The organism is Hydrogenophaga sp. BPS33 (assembly GCF_009859475.1).
Classification (GTDB): Bacteria; Pseudomonadota; Gammaproteobacteria; order Burkholderiales; family Burkholderiaceae_C; genus Hydrogenophaga.
Genome location: NZ_CP044549.1, coordinates 811,277 through 832,271, shown reverse-complemented (window position 1 = coordinate 832,271; position 20,995 = coordinate 811,277). Strand labels below are relative to the sequence as shown.

23 protein-coding genes are annotated in these 20,995 nt (G+C 66.6%); 2 read left to right on the top strand and 21 right to left on the bottom strand.

What is annotated here, in order from left to right; translation table 11 throughout:
* Positions 1-66 precede the first annotated feature (66 nt).
* The 14 genes from F9K07_RS04035 to F9K07_RS03970 all read right to left on the bottom strand — a co-directional run bounded on the left by F9K07_RS04035 (position 67) and on the right by F9K07_RS03970 (position 11,707).
* The gene (locus F9K07_RS04035; protein ID WP_159589624.1) at positions 67-504 is read right to left on the bottom strand and encodes a universal stress protein; all 438 of its coding nucleotides are present in this window, start codon (positions 502-504) and stop codon (positions 67-69) included.
* A 211-nt stretch (positions 505-715) separates the two neighbouring features.
* The gene (locus F9K07_RS04030; RefSeq protein ID WP_159589622.1) at positions 716-1,384 is read right to left on the bottom strand and encodes a 2-hydroxychromene-2-carboxylate isomerase; all 669 of its coding nucleotides are present in this window, start codon (positions 1,382-1,384) and stop codon (positions 716-718) included.
* A gap of 18 nt (positions 1,385-1,402) precedes the next feature.
* Positions 1,403-1,627 (bottom strand): DUF1289 domain-containing protein, encoded by a 225-nt coding sequence (locus F9K07_RS31705; RefSeq protein ID WP_442907385.1) that lies wholly within the window; start codon positions 1,625-1,627, stop codon positions 1,403-1,405.
* Positions 1,624-2,145 carry a YbaK/EbsC family protein gene (locus F9K07_RS04020; protein WP_159589620.1) on the bottom strand — a complete coding sequence of 174 codons (522 nt, stop codon included), beginning with the start codon at positions 2,143-2,145 and terminating at the stop codon, positions 1,624-1,626. Before F9K07_RS04020 ends, F9K07_RS31705 begins: the two co-directional genes overlap by 4 nt.
* Before the next feature lie 4 nt (positions 2,146-2,149).
* Positions 2,150-2,791, bottom strand: coding sequence for a LysE family transporter (locus F9K07_RS04015; RefSeq protein WP_159589618.1), 642 nt, complete (start codon positions 2,789-2,791; stop codon positions 2,150-2,152).
* Positions 2,792-2,812: 21 nt separating this feature from the next.
* The gene (locus F9K07_RS04010; RefSeq protein ID WP_159589616.1) at positions 2,813-3,724 is read right to left on the bottom strand and encodes a hydroxymethylglutaryl-CoA lyase; all 912 of its coding nucleotides are present in this window, start codon (positions 3,722-3,724) and stop codon (positions 2,813-2,815) included.
* Positions 3,725-3,758: 34 nt separating this feature from the next.
* A complete protein-coding gene (locus F9K07_RS04005) occupies positions 3,759-4,679 on the bottom strand; it encodes a 2-hydroxyacid dehydrogenase (RefSeq protein ID WP_159589614.1) in 921 nt (306 codons plus the stop codon).
* A 35-nt stretch (positions 4,680-4,714) separates the two neighbouring features.
* Positions 4,715-6,724: an acetyl/propionyl/methylcrotonyl-CoA carboxylase subunit alpha gene (locus F9K07_RS04000; RefSeq protein ID WP_159589612.1), complete on the bottom strand. Its 2,010-nt coding sequence runs from the start codon at positions 6,722-6,724 to the stop codon at positions 4,715-4,717.
* Positions 6,725-6,734: 10 nt separating this feature from the next.
* Positions 6,735-7,355: a DUF4126 domain-containing protein gene (locus F9K07_RS03995; protein WP_159589610.1), complete on the bottom strand. Its 621-nt coding sequence runs from the start codon at positions 7,353-7,355 to the stop codon at positions 6,735-6,737.
* Positions 7,356-7,367: 12 nt separating this feature from the next.
* Entirely contained in the window at positions 7,368-8,153 is a 786-nt protein-coding gene (locus F9K07_RS03990) for an enoyl-CoA hydratase/isomerase family protein (protein WP_159589608.1), read from the bottom strand.
* A 2-nt stretch (positions 8,154-8,155) separates the two neighbouring features.
* Positions 8,156-9,292: an acyl-CoA dehydrogenase family protein gene (locus F9K07_RS03985; protein ID WP_159589606.1), complete on the bottom strand. Its 1,137-nt coding sequence runs from the start codon at positions 9,290-9,292 to the stop codon at positions 8,156-8,158.
* Positions 9,293-9,308: 16 nt separating this feature from the next.
* The gene (vapC, locus tag F9K07_RS03980; protein WP_159589604.1) at positions 9,309-9,710 is read right to left on the bottom strand and encodes a type II toxin-antitoxin system VapC family toxin; all 402 of its coding nucleotides are present in this window, start codon (positions 9,708-9,710) and stop codon (positions 9,309-9,311) included.
* Entirely contained in the window at positions 9,707-10,039 is a 333-nt protein-coding gene (locus F9K07_RS03975; RefSeq protein ID WP_159589602.1) for a type II toxin-antitoxin system VapB family antitoxin, read from the bottom strand. The genes vapC and F9K07_RS03975 overlap by 4 nt, the downstream gene beginning before the upstream one ends.
* Before the next feature lie 45 nt (positions 10,040-10,084).
* Complete coding sequence (locus F9K07_RS03970; protein WP_159589600.1) at positions 10,085-11,707, bottom strand: carboxyl transferase domain-containing protein; 1,623 nt, start codon at positions 11,705-11,707, stop codon at positions 10,085-10,087.
* Between the two features lie 112 nt (positions 11,708-11,819).
* On the opposite strand from F9K07_RS03970, the gene F9K07_RS03965 reads away from it, so the two are divergent.
* Entirely contained in the window at positions 11,820-12,872 is a 1,053-nt protein-coding gene (locus F9K07_RS03965; RefSeq protein WP_159589598.1) for an AraC family transcriptional regulator, read from the top strand.
* On the opposite strand, the gene F9K07_RS03960 is transcribed toward F9K07_RS03965, so the two are convergent.
* Both F9K07_RS03960 and F9K07_RS03955 read right to left on the bottom strand, forming a co-directional pair.
* The gene (locus F9K07_RS03960) at positions 12,837-13,499 is read right to left on the bottom strand and encodes an HAD family hydrolase (RefSeq protein ID WP_159589596.1); all 663 of its coding nucleotides are present in this window, start codon (positions 13,497-13,499) and stop codon (positions 12,837-12,839) included. The two genes, F9K07_RS03965 and F9K07_RS03960, sit on opposite strands and share 36 nt — an antisense overlap.
* Before the next feature lie 18 nt (positions 13,500-13,517).
* Complete coding sequence (locus tag F9K07_RS03955; protein ID WP_159589594.1) at positions 13,518-13,904, bottom strand: YchJ family protein; 387 nt, start codon at positions 13,902-13,904, stop codon at positions 13,518-13,520.
* A gap of 91 nt (positions 13,905-13,995) precedes the next feature.
* Between F9K07_RS03955 and F9K07_RS03950 the strand changes: the two genes are divergently transcribed.
* On the top strand, positions 13,996-14,700 hold the full coding sequence (locus F9K07_RS03950) for a glutathione binding-like protein (RefSeq protein ID WP_159589591.1): 705 nt from the start codon (positions 13,996-13,998) through the stop codon (positions 14,698-14,700).
* 43 nt (positions 14,701-14,743) lie between these two features.
* On the opposite strand, the gene F9K07_RS03945 is transcribed toward F9K07_RS03950, so the two are convergent.
* From F9K07_RS03945 to F9K07_RS03925, 5 genes are all read right to left on the bottom strand, one after another.
* A complete protein-coding gene (locus F9K07_RS03945) occupies positions 14,744-16,207 on the bottom strand; it encodes a TrkH family potassium uptake protein (RefSeq protein WP_159589589.1) in 1,464 nt (487 codons plus the stop codon).
* Positions 16,208-16,227: 20 nt separating this feature from the next.
* On the bottom strand, positions 16,228-17,625 hold the full coding sequence (trkA, locus tag F9K07_RS03940) for a Trk system potassium transporter TrkA (RefSeq protein WP_159589587.1): 1,398 nt from the start codon (positions 17,623-17,625) through the stop codon (positions 16,228-16,230).
* Positions 17,626-17,945: 320 nt separating this feature from the next.
* Positions 17,946-19,076: an acyl-CoA dehydrogenase family protein gene (locus tag F9K07_RS03935; RefSeq protein ID WP_159589585.1), complete on the bottom strand. Its 1,131-nt coding sequence runs from the start codon at positions 19,074-19,076 to the stop codon at positions 17,946-17,948.
* A 29-nt stretch (positions 19,077-19,105) separates the two neighbouring features.
* Positions 19,106-19,774, bottom strand: coding sequence for an SDR family oxidoreductase (locus tag F9K07_RS03930; RefSeq protein WP_159589583.1), 669 nt, complete (start codon positions 19,772-19,774; stop codon positions 19,106-19,108).
* Positions 19,775-19,792: 18 nt separating this feature from the next.
* Entirely contained in the window at positions 19,793-20,977 is a 1,185-nt protein-coding gene (locus F9K07_RS03925; RefSeq protein WP_159589580.1) for an acetyl-CoA C-acyltransferase, read from the bottom strand.
* Positions 20,978-20,995 lie beyond the last annotated feature (18 nt).

The following is a 20,995-nucleotide window of genomic DNA, read 5'->3' as shown; positions in this document are numbered from 1 at the left end:
GCAGACGCGCACGCCATATCCCCCATTTCCCCTGCACAGCGTGCTGCGGTGCGCGGATACCGTGTGTTACGTCTTGACGATGAGCACGGGTGTCTTCGAATGCGTCAGGACTTTTTGCGCCACGCTGCCCAGAATGAGCGCCTTGACGCCCCGACGCCCATGCGAGCCCATGACGATCAGGTCGCAGTGCTCGGCCTCGGCGGTTTCGATGATGCCCTCGTACACCACGTTGCGTTCGATCGTGTCGCCCACGCAGGGCACGCCGGCGGCTTCGCAGGCCTTGCGCAAGGTGTCCAGCGCCTGCCCGGCCGCGGCCTTCGCTTCGGTCAGGTAGGCCTGCAGGCCGACGGCCGACGCATCGCCAATACCGATGTAGGGAAACGGATCGATCACGTTCACGCCAACGATCTGCGCGTTCAGGCTGCGGGCCAGTTGCACCGCGGTCTCGGTGGCCTTGTCGGCCACGTCGGAACCGTCGGTGGGCACGAGAATTTTCTTGAACATGGTGGATCTCCTGTGGTGGGTTCGAACCGCAGCGTCACAAGGGTGCCGCGTGGGTTCATCGTGGAAGTCCTGCCGTGCTGCCGGATTGAGACAGATCAATGACAGGGCGCGCCGCGCGCGGCCATCGAGACCCGCGCGTCCATCGCACGGTACTTCAATTCCGCGCGCTTGCCCACCCGTCCCTGCCTGATGCAGGCTGGGGCCGGCATCCTCAGGAACGGCGCACGCCCTCGGGCCGCTGAGCGGCGGCGGCCCATTGGGTGTCGAACCAAGCGTCGCCGTCCAGGGCGGCGCGCAGCATGGGCAGCGCATCGAAGCCCCAGAACACGCGGCCCGCCCATACCATCGCGGGTACGCCAAACAGACCGAGTGCCAGGGCTTCGTCGGTGTTGCTGCGCAGGCGCTGCTTCACCACATCGCTCTCGGGCGCGTGCCAGGGCTTGCCGCGCTGGGCCATGTGGTCCTGCAGCAGCGCCTGCAGCGCCGCCAGCCGCGCCGGGTCGCTCGCGTCGAGCCCGCCCCGCCACACGTGGCGCAGCAGTTGCTCGGTGACGTAGCGGTTGGTATCGCCCGGCGCGTCGTCGGTGGCACAGCCCAGGCCCAGGCGCAGCAGCGGCAAGGGGTTGAAGGGATGCGCGGCCGGCAGGTCGAGCGCCACGCCGTGGTGGTGGCCCAACCAGCTGACGTGGCGGTAGGTCCAGTCGCGCTTGGCGGGGATCTCGGCCGGGCCGAGCTGGCCGTGGGCCTTGAGCAGCGCGGCAAACAGAATCGGCTTGTAGCGCACCTGCACGCTGTGTCCCATGAGCGCTTCGGGCAGGCGCTCGAACGCCAGGTGCGCAAAAGGCGAGATCGGGTCGTAGTAGAAGGCGATGTCTTGCATGGCGTATCCGCGAGAGGTTCAGCGCCGCTGGCGCGCTTCGATCTGTTCCCAGATCGCCAGTTTTTGTGCGTCGCTCGCGCGTCCCCAGGCCACGATCTCGTCGATGGAGCGCCAGCAGCCGTCGCACCAGCCGGTGGCGGCGTTCATCTTGCAGATCGAAATGCAGGGCGACGGCACGCCTGGCGCCAAGCCCGCCCGCTGGCGCGCGGCCCGCAGGGTGATGACCGTGGGCTCCAGGCTCACGGCGCGGCCGCTTCGGTGGTGACGTCGTGCACCGGCGCGCCGCTGAGCGCCTGCAACTGCGCAGGACTCAGCCGAAACACCGCATGCGGGTGCCCGGCAGCGGCCCAGATGTCGTCGAAGCGAAACAGTTGGGCGTCGATCAGCGCCACGGGCGGGGTGGCGTGCGCCACGGGTGACACGCCGCCGATCGAGAAACCGGTGCGGGCCTTCACGAAGTCGGCATCGGCCCGGCCCAGCTTTCCACCGTCCGCACCGCACACCAGCGCCTGCACCTTCTTCTCGTCCACGCGCAGGTCGCCCGAGGTGATCACCAGCACCGCCGCATCGTCGCTCTTGCGGCGGAAGATGATGCTCTTGGCGATCTGGCCCAGCGCCACGCCGAGCGCATCGGCCGCCTGCTGCGCGGTGCGCGCGGCGCCGTCGAGCATCATGGGGGTATGGGGATGGCCGGCGTCCTGCAGCACGCGCGCCACGCGCTGCACGGGCTCGGACAGCGTCTTCAATTCGGCACCGCACATGGCTTCAGCTTCCCCGCTTCACGAACATCAGACTCGCGCCCATGGCCATGAGCACGCCGCCGAACACGCGGTTCTGCGCACGCCGCGCGCGAACCGTGGCCAGCCAGCCCTGCATGCGCGAGGCGAGAAAGGCGTAGCCATGCATCACGATCAGGTCCACCGAGATGGTGGTGGCCAGCAGAACCAGCAGTTGCAGCCAGAGCACGCGCTGCGGGTCGATGAACTGCGGCAGCACCGCCACCATGAACACGATGCCCTTGGGATTCGTGACGTTGGTGAAGAAGCCCGACATGAACCGGTCTCGCGCCGAAGGAACCGCCACGGGCGTGACCCGCGCTGAGCCCGCCGCCAGGGAGGCCGGCACCGCCGCGCGCCATTGCTTGAAGCCCAGCCAGATGAGGTAGGCCGCACCCGCGAACTTCACCACCAGGAACGCCGTGGCCGAGGCCAGCAGCAGCGCGCCCACCCCGACGCCCGCCACGAGCAGGACCACCGCCAGACCGGCCTGCAGGCCGGCAATCGTCACGCTGGCTTTCTTCACACCATGGCTGAGCCCATGTGCCATGGACAACACCGCGCCCGAACCGGGCGACAGGGCAATCGCCCAGGATGCGACGAAATACGCCGCCCATACTTTGGGATCCATCCGAATCTCTCCTTCTTCCCGTTATGCCGAGGCACGCTTGGCCAACAGCGCCCGCGCCACGCGCGAGCCGGTGGGACGGCCCAGCTGTTCGCTGATGTAAGCGCCGGCGTCCACCAGCGCATCGAGATCGATGCCGGTCTCAATGCCCATGCCGTGCAGCAAGTACACCACGTCTTCGGTCGCCACATTGCCGGTGGCGCCTTTGGCGTACGGGCATCCGCCCAGCCCGGCCACGGACGACTGGAAGTTCCAGACCCCCATTTCGAGCGCGGCCAGGGTGTTGGAGAGCGCCTGGCCGTAAGTGTCGTGGAAGTGGCCCGAGACGGCGTCGATGTCGAAGTGGGGCAGCGTGGCCTCGATCGCGGCCTGCACCTTGCGCGGCGTGCCCACCCCGATGGTGTCGGCCACGTCGACCCGCTGCACACCAATGCCTTTCATCAAACCCGCCAGATAGCCCACGCGCTCGGGCGCGATCTCGCCTTCATAAGGACAACCCACGGTGCAGCTCATTGCGCCGCGCACGCGGATGCCGGCGGCCAGCGCCGCTGCGACCACCGGGGCGAAGCGTTCGATGCTTTCGGCGATCGAGCAGTTGATGTTGCGCTGGCTGAACGCTTCGCTGGCCGCGCCGAACACCACGATCTCGTCGGGCCTGTCCTGCACCGCCGCCTCGAAGCCCTTGAGGTTGGGCGTGAGCACCGAGTAGCGCACGCCGCTCTGGCGCCGCATGCCGGCCATGACCTCGTGGTTGTCGGCCATCTGCGGCACCCACTTCGGGCTGACGTAGCTGGTGACCTCGATCTCCCGCAGGCCCGCGGCCTGCAGGCGGTGCACCAGATCGATCTTGGTGGCGGCCGGCACCGGCTGTTTTTCGTTCTGCAGGCCGTCGCGCGGGCCGACATCGATCAGTTGGACGCGGGTGGGGAGCTTCATGGGAAATCTGCCTTGGCCTTGGAAAAAAGAGGTTTCAATAGCCCCGCGCCGGATCCACCATGCCGACCACGGCCTCGCCGCGCTCGAACGCCAGGATCTTCGCGGCAATCTGCGCGATGCTTTCCTCGCGCAGCGTGCGCGCGGAGGTGTGAGGCGTGATGGTGATTTTCGGGTGCGACCAGAAGGGATGGTCGGCGGGCAGGGGTTCGGTGCGGAACACATCGAGTGTGGCGCCCGCGAGGTGGCCGCTGCCGAGCAAGGCCAGCAGGTCTTCCTCGACCAGATGCGCGCCACGCGCGACGTTGATGACGTAACCGCCCGGTTGCAGGCGCGAGAGCGTCTCGCGGTTCAGGATGTCGCGCGTCTCGGGGGTGAGCGGCAGCAGATTGACCAGCACACGGCAGGAAGACAGGAAATTCGGCAGGCCTTCCTGCCCGGCGTGGCAGGTGACGCCCTCGACCGAGCGTGGCGAGCGGCTCCAGCCATGAACGGGGAAGTCGAACTGCCGCAGCGCGCGCGCGACGCGCTCGCCCAGCACGCCCAGCCCCAGGACACCCACCGGAAATTCGCCGCGCACCAACGGCTTGCGCTGCACCCATTGGTGTTTCGCCACGTCGGCCTCGTATAGATCGAATTCGCGGAAGTGGCGGATCACCGCATGGCACACGTATTCGGCCATCTGCACCGCCATGCCGGCGTCGTCGAGCCGCACGATCTTCATCGCCGCAGGCAGCCGAAGCCGGAGCAAGGCATCGACCCCCGCACCGATGTTGAACATGGCCTTGAGGCCCGGTTGTTCATCGATGAACTGCTGCGACGGCTGCCACACCACCGCCACGTCGGCCTGCGGCGCACCGGGCTGCCATTCGGAGACATGGGCATGGGGCAAGGCCATGTGAAACCCGGCGAGCCAGGGATCGGCCTGGGTGTGGGCGCAGCAGAAGGTGATGTTCATGCGCGAAGCATAGGGCGCAAGATCCGCTCGCGTGCTCAAGCCGTGGAAAGCTTGAGCAACTCGGCCCCCTCGTTGACCTGATCGCCCGGGGCATACAGCAGTTCGGCCACGGTGCCGTCGGCGGGCGCGGCGATGGTGTGCTCCATCTTCATCGCTTCCATCACCGCCAGCGCCTGGCCTTTCTTCACCGCGTCGCCCGCCTGGACGGCGAACGAGACCACCTTGCCCGGCATGGGTGCGGTCAGGCGCCCGCCTTCGTGCGCGGTCTCCCCGGCGTGCGCCAAGGCATCGATCTCGACGATCTGCGTCGCGCCCAGCGCGCAGAAGATGTGCACGTTTTCGTCGATTTGCCAGGTCTGCACGGTCTGGCGCTGGCCGTTGAAGCGCAGGTCCATGCGGGTGCCGCTGCCGTCGGGCGGCAAGGCGTCGAAGGCGAGCACGCCGCTCACGTCGCCGAAAGCGAGCTGCAGCGCGCCATCGTGCAGGTAGCTCAGTCGGGCTTGCAAGGCCTCGCCCAGGTAGTCGAAGTCGAAACGCCGCACGGTGATGCCATGCGGGCGCCAGCCATCGCGGCGCGAGAAGGGATCGGCCCGCTCCTGCGCACGCTCGGCCAACAGCGTCTGTGCCACAGCCGCCGCCACGGCCAGCGGTCGGCCGACCTTGTCCTGGTGGAACAGGGCCGCGGACTCGCGCTGGATCAGCGCCGTGTCCAGATCGGCCTGCGCGAACGCGCGGCTGTTGACCACGTGGCGCAGGAACTGCACGTTGGTCGAGAGGCCGACGATGCGGATCTCGGCCAGCGCGGCGTCCAGGCGCGCCAGGGCTTCTTCGCGCGTGGCGCCGTGCACGATCAGCTTGGCGACCATGGAGTCGTAGAACGGGCTGATGGTGTCGCCTTCGCGCACGCCGTCGTCCACCCGCACCGTGCCGCGCTCGAACTGGGTGTGGGCCGGTTTGCCATACACCGCGAGCGTGCCGGTGGCGGGCAGGAAGTTGTTGTCCGGCGTTTCGGCGCAGATGCGTGCCTCGATGGCATGGCCGTGGATGCGAAGATCTTGCTGTTGCAGCGGCAGCGGCTCGCCGCTGGCCACGCGCAGTTGCCACTCCACCAGGTCCAGGCCGGTGATGGCTTCGGTCACCGGGTGCTCGACTTGCAGGCGCGTGTTCATCTCCATGAAGAAGAAGCGCATGCCGCCTTCGGGGGGCTGTTCCACAATGAACTCCACCGTGCCCGCGCCCACGTAGTTCACCGCCTTGGCCGCGGCCACCGCCGCCGCGCCCATTTGCGCGCGCAGCTCGGGCGTCATGCCCGGTGCGGGGGCTTCCTCCAGCACTTTCTGATGCCGCCGCTGCACCGAACAATCGCGCTCGAACAGATACACGCAGTTCCCCTGCGTGTCGCCGAAGACCTGGATCTCGATGTGGCGCGGGCGCTGCACGTATTTTTCGATCAGCACCGCGTCGCTGCCGAAGCTGTTGATGGCCTCGCGCTGGCAACTGGCAAGCGCGGCGGCGAAGTCTTCGGACTTCTCGACGATGCGCATGCCCTTGCCGCCGCCGCCCGCGCTGGCTTTGATGAGCGCGGGGTAACCGATGCGGTCGGCCTCGCGCTGCAGCAGCGCCGAATCCTGGTCGCTGCCGTGGTACCCGGGCACCAGCGGCACGCCGGCCTTTTCCATCAACTGCTTCGATTCCGCCTTGAGGCCCATGGCGAGGATGGCGGAGGCCGGCGGGCCGATGAAGGCGATGCCGGCCTCGGCACAGGCGTTGGCGAAGGCATCGTTCTCGCTCAGGAAGCCGTAGCCCGGGTGAATGGCCTGCGCGCCGGTCGCCTTCGCGGCTTCGATGATGCGCTCCCAGCGCAGGTAGCTGTCTTTCGGCGCGCTGCCACCGATGTGCACCGCCTCGTCGCAGGCCGCCACGTGTTTGGCGTGTGCATCCGCATCCGAGTACACCGCGACGGTGCGCACGCCCAGGCGGCGCGCGGTGGCGGCCACACGGCAGGCGATCTCCCCACGGTTGGCGATCAGGATCTTGTGGAACATGGCAGGCTTCCTAAACGGTAGCGGTGAAAAAGGAACGCGCACGGCGGAACACCGCGCGCAGGAACTGGAACAGCAGCCAGGTGGCGATCCACATCAACACGACGGTGATCGCGAGCAGGATGACGAACACGACCGGGTGCTGTGTGGCGAGCCAGACCGCGCCCACCACCAGGCCGTCTTCCACCAGGCTCATCCCCACGTTGGAAAACGGTTCGGGTGAGCTGTTGATGGCCGCGCGGGTTGTCGTCTTGGCGGCCTGGCTGGTGGCGGCGAGCGAGCCGCCGAGCAAGGCGGCGGCGAGCGCCATGGTGCCGCTGTCGGCGCCGAACACACCCGCCGCCAGCGCCGCGCCGGCCGGAATGCGCACCACGCTGTTGAGCATGTCCCACAGCGAATCGACCACCGGGATCTTGTCGGCGAAGAACTCCACGAACAACATGAAGCCCGCCGCGCCGAGCAGCACCGGGTGTTGCAGCGCCTGCAGACCCGGGGGCAGCTCCATCCAGCCGAGCGCGCCGGCCAGGCCGACGATGAAGACCACGGCGTACAGGCGAAAGCCGCTGGCCCAGCCGAGCGCGCCCGCAAGCGCCAGCAGCTCGGGGGTGCCCAGGGTGTTGAACGCATCGGCCACGGCGTCTGCCCCTCAGGTCAGCCAGCCCGCCGGGCGCTTCTGCAGGAAGGATTGCACGCCTTCACGCCCCTCGTCGCTGGCGCGGATGTCGGCGATGCGGCGCGCGGTCTCGGCGCGCAACGTCTCGTCGATGGGCGCACCGCTCACGTCGCGCACCAGGCGTTTGCATTCGCGCGCGGCCTTCGGGCCATTGGCCACCAGCGTGGCGACGATCTCGTCGACCTTCGCGTCCAGCGTCTCGGGCGTGGCCAGTTCGTGCACCATGCCCAAGGTATGCGCGCGCACCGCGCTGAAGCGCTCGGCCGTGACCATGTAGCGGCGCGCGGCCTGCGCGCCCAGCGCGCGCACCACGTACGGGCTGATGGTGGCGGGCAACAGGCCCAGGCGCGCTTCGGACAGGCAGAAGGTCGCGCCCTCGACAGCCACGAGCACGTCGCAGATCGCCGCCAAACCCATGCCACCGGCGTAACAGTCGCCCTGGACGCGCCCCACCACGGGCACCGGGCACTGGTCCAGCGACCACAGCATGTCGGCCAGTTGCTGCGCGTCGGCGCGGTTCTGCTCCCAGCTGTAACCGGCCATGGTCTTCATCCAGTTCAGGTCGGCGCCGGCGCAGAAGGCCTTGCCGTGCGCGCCGAGCACGACCACGCGCAGGTCTTCGTCTTGCGCCAGTTCCGCGAAAGTCGCGGTGAGCGCGGCGATCACGTCGTCGTTGAATGCGTTGCGCACATCGGGCCGGTTGAGCCACACGCGCGCCACGTGCGGCGTTGGGCGGGAAACGTCCAGAACTTCACTCATGGTCAGTACCTTTTTGCAACTTCTTCCAACATCACCTCGGTAGCCCCGCCGCCGATGGCCAGCACGCGCGCGTCGCGCCACAGGCGCTCGATGGCCGTCTCGCGGATGTAGCCCATGCCGCCATGGAACTGCTGGCAGTTTTGCACCACCTCGTTGACCAGTTCGCCCGTCAAGGCCTTGAGCATGGAGACCTCCTGCACGATGTCCTTGCCCTGCGTCACGCTCCAGGCGCAGTGGTACATGAACTGCCGCGCCGCGCGGGTCTTGGCGTCGAGCATCGCAATGCGCTGGCGGATGGCCTGCTTGTCCCACAGCGTAGCGCCGAAGGCCTGGCGCTGTCGCACGTGGTCCAGCGTGAGCTGGATGGCCTGCGTGCAATGGCCCACCGCCATGGCGGCCAGGGCGATGCGCTCGGTCTGGAAATTCTTCATCACCGAATAGAAGCCCTTGCCCACTTCGCCCAGCAGGTTTTCCGGCGGGATGCGCACGTTGTCGAACACCAGTTCGGCGGTGTCGCTGGAGAGCCAGCCGGTCTTGTGCAAGGCGCGGCCGACGCTGAAGCCCGGCGTGCCTTTTTCGACGATGAACATCGTCACGTCGTGGCGCGCGCTGCCGGTCTTGGCGGCCACGAAATACAGGTCGGCGTGCACGCCGTTGGTGATGAACATCTTGGTGCCGTTGAGCACCCACTCACCGCCCTCCTGGCGTGCCGTGGTGCGCATGCCCGCCACGTCGGAGCCGGCCCCGGGTTCGGTGATGCCGACGGCAGTGATCGTTTCGCCGGCCGTGACCTTCTTCAGGTACTTCGCCTTCTGTGCCGCGTTGCCTGCATGGTGCAGATGCGGGCCGGCCATGTCGGTGTGCACGAGGACGGTGATGATGAAACCCGCGAAGGTGGATTGCGACAGCGCTTCGGCGAACACCAGGTTGGTCAACGCATCGGCGTCGCCTCCACCGTAAGCGCCTTCGAACATCAGCCCCAGCAAGCCCGCCTGCCCCATGCGGTGCAACACGTCGCGCGGCACCATGCCGGCCTCTTCCCAGGCGGTGCCATGCGGCTCGACCTCGCGTGCGAGAAAGCGCGCGACCTGTTCGCGCAGCAGTTCGTGATCGGGGTTGTCGTAGATGGTGGGGGTCATGGGTCGGTCTCCGTTTTCAGTGCGGCCAGGTCTTCAGTCCACCGAGTGTCTTGAGCGACTCGAAATCGGCGTCTCGGTGGAGCAGCAGGTGGCCGTGTGTCATGCAGTAGCTGGCGAGCAGCACGTCGACCGGGCTGCGCACCGTGCGGCCCATAGCGCGCAGCCGGCGGTTCAGCTTTGTCGCGTGGAGCACGTTGTCCATCCCGCCAATCTCCACGGTTTGCAGCTCACCAAAGAAGGCTTGCGCGTCGTTGAAGGCGCGGTCCACTCGAAATCCACGCAGAACTTCAAACACGATCAGGTCCGCAACGCCCACCTCGTGCACCTTTTCATCCAGCCACTGGTCCAGCTGCTGCGTCTGCGCATTGGAGGTGCCACGAAAATAGTCGATCCAGACGCTGGAATCCACCAGGATCATTTCCGGGCTTTCGGTTTCACCTTGTAGACGGCGCGCTCTTCGTGAACACCCGCAGCAGGCAACGCAAAGGCAGGGTCGAGTTCGCCCTCGAATGGCACTCCCGCCGCCTTCGCCCGGGCCATGGCCATCTGCTCTTCTCGATACCGCGCCCATCCTTCGTCCGAATCGTCCCAATGCAACTTGCCGCGAAGCGACCGAAGTCCGTCATAGGCATGGCGCCGTTTGAGCAGGCGCAAACCCTCTTCCACGGCTTCGCGCTTGGTTTTGAAATTGCCCGTGGCCATGACCTCCGCCATGAGCTTGTCGTCAATGACAATGTTGGTCCGCATGGATGAAAATCCCTGTATGTGTATAAAAATGAGAAATCATACACATCACATGCGGAAAACGCCAAATTTCGGCTCACCGATCGGCGTGTTCAGCGCGGCGGACAAGGCCAGGCCCAGCACGCGGCGCGTGTCGGCCGGGTCGATCACGCCGTCGTCCCACAGGCGGGCACTGGCGTAGTAGGGGTGCGACTGGTGGGCGAACTGGTCGAGCAGCGGCTGCTTGAACTGCGCCTCTTCCTCTGCGCTCCAGCTGCCGCCCTTGGCTTCGATGCCGTCGCGCCGCACGGTGGCGAGCACGCTGGCGGCCTGCTCGCCACCCATGACGCTGATGCGCGCGTTGGGCCACATCCAGAGAAAACGCGGACTGTAGGCACGGCCGCACATGCCGTAGTTGCCCGCACCATAGCTGCCGCCGATGATGACGGTGTACTTGGGCACCTGGGCGGTGGCCACGGCCGTGACCATCTTGGCGCCGTGGCGCGCGATGCCTTCGCTTTCGTACTTGCGCCCCACCATGAAGCCGGTGATGTTCTGCAGGAACAGCAGCGGCACCTTGCGCTGGCAGCACAGTTCGATGAAGTGCGCGCCCTTCTGCGCGCTCTCGGAGAACAGCACGCCATTGTTCGCCACGATGCCGATCGGCATGCCTTCGATGTGGGCGAAACCGCAGACCAGGGTGGCGCCATAGCGCGCCTTGAATTCGTGGAACTCGCTGCCGTCGACGATGCGGGCGATGATCTCGCGCACGTCGTAGGGCTTGCGTGTGTCCACCGGGATTACGCCGTAGATCTCTTTCGGGTCGTGCTTCGGCGCCCGCGGTTCGCGCAGCGCCTGCGTGACCTCCTTGCGCCGGTTGAGCGTGGCCACGGCCTGGCGCGCCAGCGCAATGGCGTGCGCGTCGTTCTGCGCCAGATGGTCGGCCACGCCGGAGAGGCGCGTGTGCACGTCGCCACCACCCAGGTCTTCGGCGCTCACGATCTCGCCGATGGCCGCCTTCACCAACGGTGGGCCGCCCAGGAAGATGGTGCCCTGGTTCTTGACGATGATGGTCTCGTCGCTCATGGCCGGCACGTAGGCGCCACCGGCGGTGCACGAGCCCATGACCACGGCGATCTGCGCGATGCCGTTCGCGCTCATGTTGGCCTGGTTGTAGAAGATGCGCCCGAAATGCTCGCGGTCGGGAAACACGTCGTCCTGGTTCGGCAGGTTCGCGCCGCCCGAGTCGACCAGGTAGATGCACATGAGGTTGTTCTGGGCCGCGATCTCCTGCGCGCGCAGGTGCTTCTTCACCGTCATGGGGTAGTAGGTACCGCCCTTCACTGTCGCGTCGTTGCAGATGATCAGGCAGTCGACGCCGCTGACCCGTCCGATGCCAGTGACCAGGCCGGCGCAGGGCGCGCTGTCGGTGCCGTCGCGATCGGGATACATGTTGAGCGCGGCCAGCGGGCTGAGCTCAAGAAAGGGCGTGCCCGGGTCGAGCAGCATCTGCACCCGCTCGCGGGGCAGCAGCTTGCCACGCGCGGTGTGTTTGGCGCGGGCCGCTTCACCGCCACCCAGGGCCGCCTTGTCAATCTGCGCGCGCAGGTCGTCGACCAGCGCCTGCATGGCCTGCGCGTTGGCCTGGAAGTCGGCGGAACGGGCGTTGAGTTGGGTCTCCAGGGTCGGCATGGTCGCATCCGTTTGTGGGGGGTCGAGGCATTGTGGAGGATAGTGAGGCCTGCAGGGCATGGCCGGCCAGATGGGTTGCAAATCCTGCCAAAGGCAAGGAAACTTCCCCGCCATGCCCACCCCACCGTCCCGCCCACCCCTGGATCCCGCGCGCCTGCTGCTCGGCCCCGCCGCCACACCCATGGCGTTTGTGCGGGCCATGGTGGACGCGTATCAGGCACGCGGCATGCGCCCCACACGGGCGCTGAAGCAGGCACAGATTGCGCCAGAGGATCTGAGAAAGTCGAACGCGCGCATCACCGCCGCGCAGATGGAGTCGGTGTCGTACGCGGCCATGCAGGAACTCGACGACGAAGCCCTGGGCTGCTTCTCCCGCGCGCTGCCCTGGGGCAGCTACGGCATGCTGGCGCGCGCCTCGCTGTCCGCCCCCAGCCTGGGCCTGGCGTTGCAGCGCTGGTGCCGTCACCACAGCCTGCTCACCGACGACGTGCGCCTGTCGCTGGACATCGCAGGCGACACGGCCCGACTCGTGCTGTCGCCCGATCGGCGGCCCGACGCTTTGACGGAGTTCTGCGTGGTCTCGGTGCTGCGCAACATCCACGGCCTGGCCAGTTGGTACGTCGACTCGCGCATTCCGCTGCGCGGTGCGCGCTTTCCTTATGGTGCACCGCTCCATGTGGACGCGTATGCGGTGCTCTTCGATGGGCCCAGCGTCTTCGACGCGAACCACGCCGCCATCGAATTCGATGCCAGCTACCTGGACCTGCCCATGCGGCGGGACGAAGCCGCGATGAACCAGATGCTGCAGCACGCCTTGCCGCTCACGGTGCGCGCCTATCGGCGCGATCGGCTGCTGGTGCACCGGGTGCGTCAGTTGCTGACCACCCAACCCATGAGCGCGCACAACGCGGACGATCTGGCCTCGCAGCTCCATGTATCGGCCCGCACGCTGCACCGGCAACTGAAGGACGAAGGCGCTTCCTTGCAAGCGCTCAAGGACGAAGCGCGTCGCCAGCGCGCCACGGACTTGCTGCTGCGCACGCGCCGCCCGATCAAGCAGGTGGCGCAGGCCACAGGCTTTCTGAACGAAAAGAGCTTTATCCGCGCGTTTCGCGGCTGGACCGGACGCTCACCGGGCGAGTGGCGCGCTGAACAGGCCCCGTAGCTCGTCCATGTGGGCAAACACGCGCGCCACCGGCAGGCCTTCGAAAGCGCGCCCATGTCCTTCGGGGCAGTAGCCCCACACCGTCGCACCCGCTGCGAGTCCGGCCTGCGCACCGGTCGCCGTGTCTTCGATCACGAGGCAGCGCGCCGGGTCCACGCCCAGGTGCGCCGCGGCCGCCAGGTACACGTCGGGTGCAGGCTTGGAGCGGGGCAGGTCGTGGCCGCTGAACACGCGGTCGCCGAAATACGGCAGCAGGCCCACGTGGTCGAGCTGCATCACCACCTTGGGTCGGTCGGCGCCCGAGGCGCAGGCGATGCGGCCCGCAACGCGTTGATGGATCGCGGTTACCGCTTCCAGCGCACCGTGAACGGCCTTGAGCTCGGCCAGCAGGCGCTGGTTGCGGCGTTCGTAGAAAGCCTGCATCCAGGCTTCCGTAAGGGGCTTGCCGGTTTCGGCCTCGATGCGCGCGCGCTCGTCGCGCACCGCCTTGCCGATGAAGATCTGGAAGCACTCGGCCTGGGTGATCGCCCAGCCGCTCTCGTTGAGCACCTCGCGCAGCACGCCGTTGGTGATGGGCTCGCTGTCCACCAGAACACCATCGCAATCGAACAAAACAGCCTCGAACATGTCAACCGTCTCCGTGCGTCAATGCAGGATGTCGCCATCCACGTAAAACCAGCACCCGTCCTCGCGCACGAAGCGGCTGCACTCGTGCAGGCGCTGGCCTTTGCCTTGCACCCGCGAGCGCGCGACGAACTCGACCTCGGCGTGCGTGTGATCCATGGGCGTGTGGCGTTTGACCTCTAGGCCGAGCCATTTCACACCCGGTTCGAGGTCCAGCGTTTCGGGGCGTGTGCCCGGGTGCCAAGTCGCCAGCAGGTGCGCGACATCGCCGCGCACGAAGGCGGTGTAGCGCGAGCGCATGAGCGATTCGGCATCGGGAGCGGGCACGCCAGTGCCCAGGTAGCGGCCACAGCAGCCGTCCAGAGACGGACCGCGGCCACACGGGCAGGCAGTTTTCGAAGAGCGCATGGGCCCGCATTATCGATTCCCTGGCAAGCGTGGGGGCATCACGGGATGGTGTTCCAATCGCGCTTCTTGTTGTCGATTTCAAGGACCTTTCATGAGCAAGCTTGCCGACTTCCCCATCACGCAAAAATGGCCCGCGGCCCACCCCGAGCGACTGCAGCTGTACTCGCTGCCCACGCCCAACGGGGTGAAGGTGTCGATCATGCTGGAGGAGACCGCCCTGCCCTATGAGCCCCATCTCGTGAATTTCGGCAGCAACGACCAGTTGACGCCCGAGTTCATGTCCCTCAACCCCAACAACAAGATCCCAGCCATCATCGACCCCAACGGTCCCGACGGCAAACCCCTGGCGCTGTGGGAGTCGGGCGCCATCCTGGTGTACCTGGCGGGAAAGACCGGCAAGCTGTTGCCCGAGGACGTGGCGGCCAGGTACGAAACCCTGCAATGGGTGATGTTCCAGATGGGCGGCGTCGGCCCCATGTTCGGGCAGCTAGGTTTCTTCCACAAGTTCGCCGGCAAGGACTTCGAAGACAAGCGCCCGCGCGACCGCTACGTTGCCGAGAGCAAGCGCCTGCTCAAGGTTCTGAACGAACGCCTGGAAGGCCGCGCCTGGCTCATGGGCGACGAATACACCATTGCCGACATCGCCACCTGGCCCTGGGTGCGCAACCTGGTCGGCTTCTACGGCGCCGGCGAGATCGTGGGCTTCGACGATTTCCCGAACCTCCAGCGCGTGCTGGTCGAGTTCGAAAAGCGCCCGGCTGTGCAACGTGGGCTGAACATCCCGGCGCGCGGCTGAAGAATCACAGCAAGGGCAAGCCGCAAACGGCGCAGGGGGCCTTCTACTTCCGCCAGAAGTGGCCGGTAAACAACACCAGAACCGTGAGCATTTCGAGCCGGCCCAGCAGCATGGCCATGGACAGCACTGCAATCTGGAAATCGTTGAGCACGCTGTAATTGCCCGCCGGACCGACCTGCCCAAGGCCGGGGCCGATGTTGTTCACCGTGGCGATGACCGCTGAAAACGCGGTCACGATGTCCAGGCCCGTGAGCAACAGCAGCATCGTCAAGCCCACGGTCGCTGCACCGTAGATCAGCATGAAGCCCAGCACGGCGTTCATCACCTGCGGAGGCACCACACCACCGGCCAGCGTCACGGGGTTGATCACGCGCGGATGGATGATCCGCACCAGCTCGCGCCGAGCCTGCTTGATCAAGAGCACCATGCGGACCATCTTGATGCCACCTCCCGTGGAACCCGCGCACGATGCAAAGCACCCCAGGAACATCAGCAGCACCGGCGCGAACACCGGCCATTGCGAATAGTCGGTAGACGCGTAGCCGGTGGTGGTCGCGACCGAGACCACGTGGAAGGCCGCGATGCGCAACGCGGTGGCCAAGTCGTCGTATACCCGATGGGCCAGCAGCAGTGCAGTGACCAGGCCAATCGACGCAACCAGCACCAGAAGGTACGTGCGGATTTCACGGTCGTTGGTGATCGGACGCAAGGAACGCCGGCGCAGCATCACGAAATAGCGCAGAAAGCTGATGCCGGCCATGGTCATGAAAACCGTGGCAACCCACTCGATGCGCGCGGAATCGTAGTGTCCGAAGCTTGCATCGTAGGGCGAGAAGCCACCGAGGCCCATGGTCGTGCACATGTGCATGAAGGCATCCGCCCAGCCCATGCCCGCCCAGCGGTAGGACAGCATGCAAGCCAGGGCGAAAACCGCGTACACACCCCAGAGGCCGCGCGCCGTCTCGGCAATGCGCGGTGTGAATTTGGTGTCCTTCATGGGACCTGGCGTCTCGGCGCGGTACAGCTGCATGCCGCCCAGCCCCAGCAGCGGCAGGATCGCCACGACCAAGAGCATGATGCCCAGACCTCCGACCAGTTGCAGAAAGCAGCGCCAGATATTGATCGACAGCGGCAGTTGGTCCAGTCCCGAGATCGCGGTAGCGCCCGTCGCCGTCAGCGCACTCATGGCCTCGAAGTAGGCCTTGCTCAGACTCAGATCGGGCACGGCGTAGTAGAGCGGTGCAGCCGCATAGGCAGGTAGAACCACCCACACCAGGTTCACCAGCAGAAATCCATCTCTTGGGAGCAACTCGCGGCGGTGGTGGCGCGTGAGCATCCACAGCCCCCAGCCGCTGACCACGGCAGCCGCGAAGCCAATGGCCCAGATCCCTACGTAGTGGCTCTTGTCCTGGAACCAGGCCCAGGCCATCGGCACCAGAAACACCGGCGAGAATGCGAGCAGCACCCGCGAGAACACCGACAGGACGGGCAACCAGAGGGAATGCATGTGCGTTCGAAGGTTCGGGCTCAACCAAAGAAGGTGGCGCTGACCTGGAAGAGTTTCTCGACTTCGCGCACGAGACGTTTGTGCGGGATGAAGATGATGATGTGATCGCCGTCCTCGATGAGCACATCGTGGTGTGGCATCAAGACCTCCGAGCCGCGCCCTTCGCCGCGCACGATGCCGCCAAAACGTGCCCCATGCGGCAATTTCACCTCTTCCACGCGTCGACCCACCAGCTTGCTGGTCTTCACATCGCCACGCGCAATGCCTTCGAGGGCCTCGGCCGCTCCCCGTCGCAGGCTGTGTACCACCGCGACGTCGCCGCGCCGCAAGTGCGTGAGCAACTCGCCGATCACGGTTTGCGAAGGCGAAATGGCGATATCGATCGTGCTGCCCTGCATCATGTCGGCATAGGCGCGGCGGTTGATGAGGGAAAGCACGCGTCCCGCACCCAGGCGCTTGGCCAGCATCGCGGACATGATGTTGTCCTCGTCGTCGCTGGTCAGGGCGAGGAACATGTCCATTTCGCCTACGTTTTCTTCTTCGAGGAGGTCTTCATCGGCGCCGTCGCCCTGCAAAATCAGCATGCTGGACGGCAACTGGCTCGCGAGGTATTCGCAGCGCGTGCGGTCGCGCTCGAGAATCTTCACCTCGCACTGCCCTTCGAGACTGCGCGCCAACCGCAGGCCCACCTTGCCGCCCCCGGCGATCATGATACGGCGCACCGGCTTGTCGATGTTGTGCACCGCGCTGAGCACGTAACGGATCTTCTGGGCATCGGCCAGCAGAAACACTTCGTCGCCCGCGAGGATGCGGGTTTGCGGCGCGGCCTCCATTTCGGTGTCGAGGCGGTAGATCGCGACCACGCGCATCTCGGCTTGCGGGAAGCGCTCGCGGATTTCGCCGATGGTGTGCCCCACCAGGGCGCCGCCATGGGTGGCGCGCACCGCGATCAGGCTGGCGCGGCCGTCGGCGAATTCGAGCACCTGCAAGGCTTCGGGATAGCTGATGAGCTGATGGATATAGCGCATCACGGACTCTTCAGGACAGATCACGTGGCTGACAGAGAAACTGGTGCGCGAAAGTTGCTGATCTTCCTCCCCCTCGGTGAACTCAGGCGATCGCAGGCGAGCGATGGTGGTGGGCACATTGAAGAGGTCGTGCGCCACGTTGCAGACGACCAGGTTGGTCTCATCGGCTGCGGCACAGGCGATCAGCATGTCGGCATCCTTGGCACCGGCTTCGCGCAGCACCGAAGGCTGTATGCCATTGCCCACCACGCCGCGCAGGTCCAGGCGTTCTTCGAGCTGGCGCAGGCGGACAGGGTCCATGTCGATCATGGTGATGTCGTTCTGCTCGGAGACCAGGCTCTCCGCGACGCTTTCGCCGACCCGGCCGGCGCCTAGGATGATGATGTTCATTGTCTTGAGATCATACGAGCGGTCCGGGCTGTCTTGCGTCCGCACCTCGCGGGCTCGCGGACGCGGGGTGCTCTGCTCCGCGGGTGTCCCCCGCCGCCGGGAGGGCGGCTCCTCCTTACCCCGCTGCGCAGAACGCCCGACGCCCGCGAGCAGAGGAAGCGTTGGCGCACCCACGGCCCGCGCGCCAATAGGTCGGCGGTGATCGGGGTGCCCGGCGCAGCGGGGTAAAGGAAGAGACCGGGGCGAAGCCCCGGGCGGGGGACACGCGCGAAGCCGGGCGCCCCGGTCGCCGCTGACCGGAACAGCCGGAGAAAGAGAACTCAGCCCAATGCCCGCTGGATCAGGATCTTCTGCACGTCCGAGGTGCCTTCATAGATCTGGCACACCCGCACATCGCGGTAGATGCGCTCGACCGGGAAGTCACTCACATAGCCGTAGCCGCCGTGCACCTGGATCGCGTCCGAGCACACCTTCTCGGCCATTTCGCTGGCGAACAGCTTGGCCATCGCCGCCTCTTTCAGGCACGGCTCACCCGCGTCTCGCAACGCCGCCGCATGGTGCACCATGGCGCGCGCCACTTCGATCTGCGTGGCCATCTCCGCCAGCTTGAAACCCACCGCCTGGTGGTTGAAGATCGGTTGACCAAAACTCTCGCGCTGCTTCGAATAGGTGAGCGCGCACTCGAACGCGCTGCGCGCCATGCCCACGCTCTGCGCCGCAATGCCGATGCGCCCGCCTTCGAGCGCCGACAACGCGATCTTGTAGCCCTCGCCCTGCGCGCCGATCAGGTTCTCCGCCGGAATGCGGCAGTTCTCGAAGTTGATCTGCGCGGTGTCGCTGCTGTGCTGGCCGAGTTTTTCTTCCAGCCGTGCGACCACGTAGCCCCGCGTGTCGGTGGGCACGATGAACGCGCTCATGCCCTTCTTGCCCGCGCCCTTGTCGGTCACCGCAATCACGATGGCGAGGTGGCCGTTCTTGCCACTGGTGATGAACTGCTTGACGCCGTTGATGACGTACTCCTCGCCGTGCTTCACTGCAGTGGTACGCAGAGCCGACGCATCGCTGCCCACGTGCGGTTCGGTCAGGCAGAACACGCCGAGCATCTGGCCGCCCGCCAGCGGGCGCAGCCATTGTTCCTTCTGCTGTGCGTTGCCATAGCGCATCAGGATGGCGTTGACCGGACAGTTGGTGACCGAGATCGCGGTGCTGGTGCCGCCATCGCCGGCCGCAATTTCTTCCAGCACCACCGCCAGCGTCACATAGTCCAGTCCCGCGCCACCCAGCGCCTCGGGCACGCAGATGCCGTAGGCGCCCAGCTCGGCCAGGCCCTTGTGCACGTCCTTGGGAAAGTGGTGCTCCTTGTCCCACTGCGCCGCGTTCGGCCAGAGCTGCTCCTGGGCAAAGGCGCGCACCGCGTCGCGGATCATGAGCTGGTCTTGGTTGAGCGGCATGGCGTTGTCGTCTGCGAAATCGGATGAGGTCACCAGGTGGTGGCGCGCCGGCCGTCACGGTGAATGAAACGGCCGTTGTCTTCGGGGGTGATCGAGGCCAGTGCACGGCGCAAGTCGGCCACGCTGTTCTCGGCGCTCAGGGGCGCGGACGCGCCACCCATGTCGGTTTGCACCCAGCCCGGGTCCAGCGCCACGCAGGTGGCCGCAGGGTAACTGTGCCGGGCGCTGGCCACGGCCATGTTCAGCGCGGCCTTGCTCACGCGGTACAACCAGGCGCCGCTGCCCGACACTTCACCGATCTGGCTCATGCCGCTGGACAGCACGCCGAACACGCCCCGCGCTGCCTCGACCGCGGGCAGCACCTGCGGCATGGCCTGCATCGCACCCAGCACGTTGGTGTGCATCACGCCGTCGAATGCCTCGCGCGTGGGCGGCGTCTTCGCGTCGCCGCGCTCGATCACGCCGGCCACATACAAGGCCACGTCCAGCGCCTCGCCATCGAGCGCCCAGGCCAGACCGCTCACGCTGGCGGGGTCGGCCACGTCCACGCGCAGCGCTTCGGCGCCGAACTCGCGCAAGCGCGCCAGAGCGGCTTCGTCGCGCGCGGTGGCGATCACGCGATCGCCCGCCGCCAAGTACTGGCGCACGAACTCGAGACCTATGCCGCGAGATGCGCCAATCACGAGCACCGTGGCCATGTGTGGCGCGCTCTGCCGTCAGACCAGCTCAACCGCCATCGCCGTGGCCTCGCCACCGCCAATGCACAAGGTGGCCACGCCTTTCTTGCCGCCGCGTGCCTGCAAAGCGTGCAGCAGCGTTACCAGAATGCGCGCGCCGCTGGCGCCAATGGGGTGGCCGAGCGCGCAGGCGCCGCCATTCACGTTCACCTGTTCGTGCGGAATTTTCAATTCGGTCATCAACGCCATCGGCACCACGGCGAAGGCTTCGTTGATTTCCCACAGATCGACCTCGCCGACCTTCCAACCCGTTTTCTCCAGCAGCTTCTGCGTGGCGCCCACCGGCGCGGTGGCGAACCAGTTGGGTTCCTGGGCGTGCGTGGCGTGGCCCACGATGCGCGCCAGCGGCTGCGCGCCCAGTTGCTTCGCGGTGGATTCGCGCATCAGCACCAGCGCGGCCGCGCCGTCGTTGATCGACGAGCTCGACGCGGCGGTGATGGTGCCGTCCTTCTTGAACGCGGGCTTGAGCGCGGGGATCTTGTCCAGCTTGACCTTGCCCGGGCCTTCGTCGATGGACACCACGCGTTCGCCGCTGCGGTCTTTCACCGTCACGGGCACGATCTCCTTCGCGAACGCGCCGCTCTCGGTCGCGGCCTTGGCGCGCGTGACCGAGGCAATGGCAAAGGCATCCTGCTGTTCGCGCGTGAAGCTGTACTTGGCAGCGCAGTCTTCGCCGAAAGTGCCCATGGAGCGGCCGGGTTCGTAGGCATCCTCCAGGCCGTCGAGCATCATGTGGTCGTACACCTTGTCGTGGCCCATGCGGTAACCGCCGCGGCCCTTTTGCAGCAGGTAGGGCGCGTTGGTCATGCTCTCCATGCCACCGGCCACCACCACGGTGGCGCTGCCCGCGGCGAGCATGTCGTGCGCGAGCATGGTGGCCTTCATGCCGGAGCCGCACATCTTGGACAGCGTGACCGCGCCGGCCGACTTCGGCAGGCCGCCCTTGAACGCGGCCTGGCGCGCCGGCGCCTGGCCCTGGCCGGCCATCAGGCAATTGCCAAACAACACTTCGTCGACCTTCGCCGGGTCCACGCCTGCGCGCTCCATGGCAGCCTGGATGGCGGCGCCCCCCAGATCGTGCGCGGAGAGACTGGCGAAATCGCTCTGGAAGGAGCCCATGGGCGTGCGGGCGGCACCGACGATGACAATGGGATCTGCGGACATGAAAGGCTCCTGAAGAAA

Coding starts and splice junctions, on each gene's coding strand:
- F9K07_RS04035 (WP_159589624.1), bottom strand. CDS start 504: ATGTTCAAGAAAATTCTCGTGCCCACCGACGGTTCCGACGTGGCCGAC.
- F9K07_RS04030 (WP_159589622.1), bottom strand. CDS start 1,384: ATGCAAGACATCGCCTTCTACTACGACCCGATCTCGCCTTTTGCGCAC.
- F9K07_RS04020 (WP_159589620.1), bottom strand. CDS start 2,145: ATGTGCGGTGCCGAATTGAAGACGCTGTCCGAGCCCGTGCAGCGCGTG.
- F9K07_RS04015 (WP_159589618.1), bottom strand. CDS start 2,791: ATGGATCCCAAAGTATGGGCGGCGTATTTCGTCGCATCCTGGGCGATT.
- F9K07_RS04010 (WP_159589616.1), bottom strand. CDS start 3,724: ATGAAGCTCCCCACCCGCGTCCAACTGATCGATGTCGGCCCGCGCGAC.
- F9K07_RS04005 (WP_159589614.1), bottom strand. CDS start 4,679: ATGAACATCACCTTCTGCTGCGCCCACACCCAGGCCGATCCCTGGCTC.
- F9K07_RS04000 (WP_159589612.1), bottom strand. CDS start 6,724: ATGTTCCACAAGATCCTGATCGCCAACCGTGGGGAGATCGCCTGCCGT.
- F9K07_RS03990 (WP_159589608.1), bottom strand. CDS start 8,153: ATGAGTGAAGTTCTGGACGTTTCCCGCCCAACGCCGCACGTGGCGCGC.
- F9K07_RS03985 (WP_159589606.1), bottom strand. CDS start 9,292: ATGACCCCCACCATCTACGACAACCCCGATCACGAACTGCTGCGCGAA.
- vapC (WP_159589604.1), bottom strand. CDS start 9,710: ATGATCCTGGTGGATTCCAGCGTCTGGATCGACTATTTTCGTGGCACC.
- F9K07_RS03975 (WP_159589602.1), bottom strand. CDS start 10,039: ATGCGGACCAACATTGTCATTGACGACAAGCTCATGGCGGAGGTCATG.
- F9K07_RS03970 (WP_159589600.1), bottom strand. CDS start 11,707: ATGCCGACCCTGGAGACCCAACTCAACGCCCGTTCCGCCGACTTCCAG.
- F9K07_RS03965 (WP_159589598.1), top strand. CDS start 11,820: ATGCCCACCCCACCGTCCCGCCCACCCCTGGATCCCGCGCGCCTGCTG.
- F9K07_RS03960 (WP_159589596.1), bottom strand. CDS start 13,499: ATGTTCGAGGCTGTTTTGTTCGATTGCGATGGTGTTCTGGTGGACAGC.
- F9K07_RS03955 (WP_159589594.1), bottom strand. CDS start 13,904: ATGCGCTCTTCGAAAACTGCCTGCCCGTGTGGCCGCGGTCCGTCTCTG.
- F9K07_RS03950 (WP_159589591.1), top strand. CDS start 13,996: ATGAGCAAGCTTGCCGACTTCCCCATCACGCAAAAATGGCCCGCGGCC.
- F9K07_RS03945 (WP_159589589.1), bottom strand. CDS start 16,207: ATGCATTCCCTCTGGTTGCCCGTCCTGTCGGTGTTCTCGCGGGTGCTG.
- trkA (WP_159589587.1), bottom strand. CDS start 17,625: ATGAACATCATCATCCTAGGCGCCGGCCGGGTCGGCGAAAGCGTCGCG.
- F9K07_RS03935 (WP_159589585.1), bottom strand. CDS start 19,076: ATGCCGCTCAACCAAGACCAGCTCATGATCCGCGACGCGGTGCGCGCC.
- F9K07_RS03930 (WP_159589583.1), bottom strand. CDS start 19,774: ATGGCCACGGTGCTCGTGATTGGCGCATCTCGCGGCATAGGTCTCGAG.
- F9K07_RS03925 (WP_159589580.1), bottom strand. CDS start 20,977: ATGTCCGCAGATCCCATTGTCATCGTCGGTGCCGCCCGCACGCCCATG.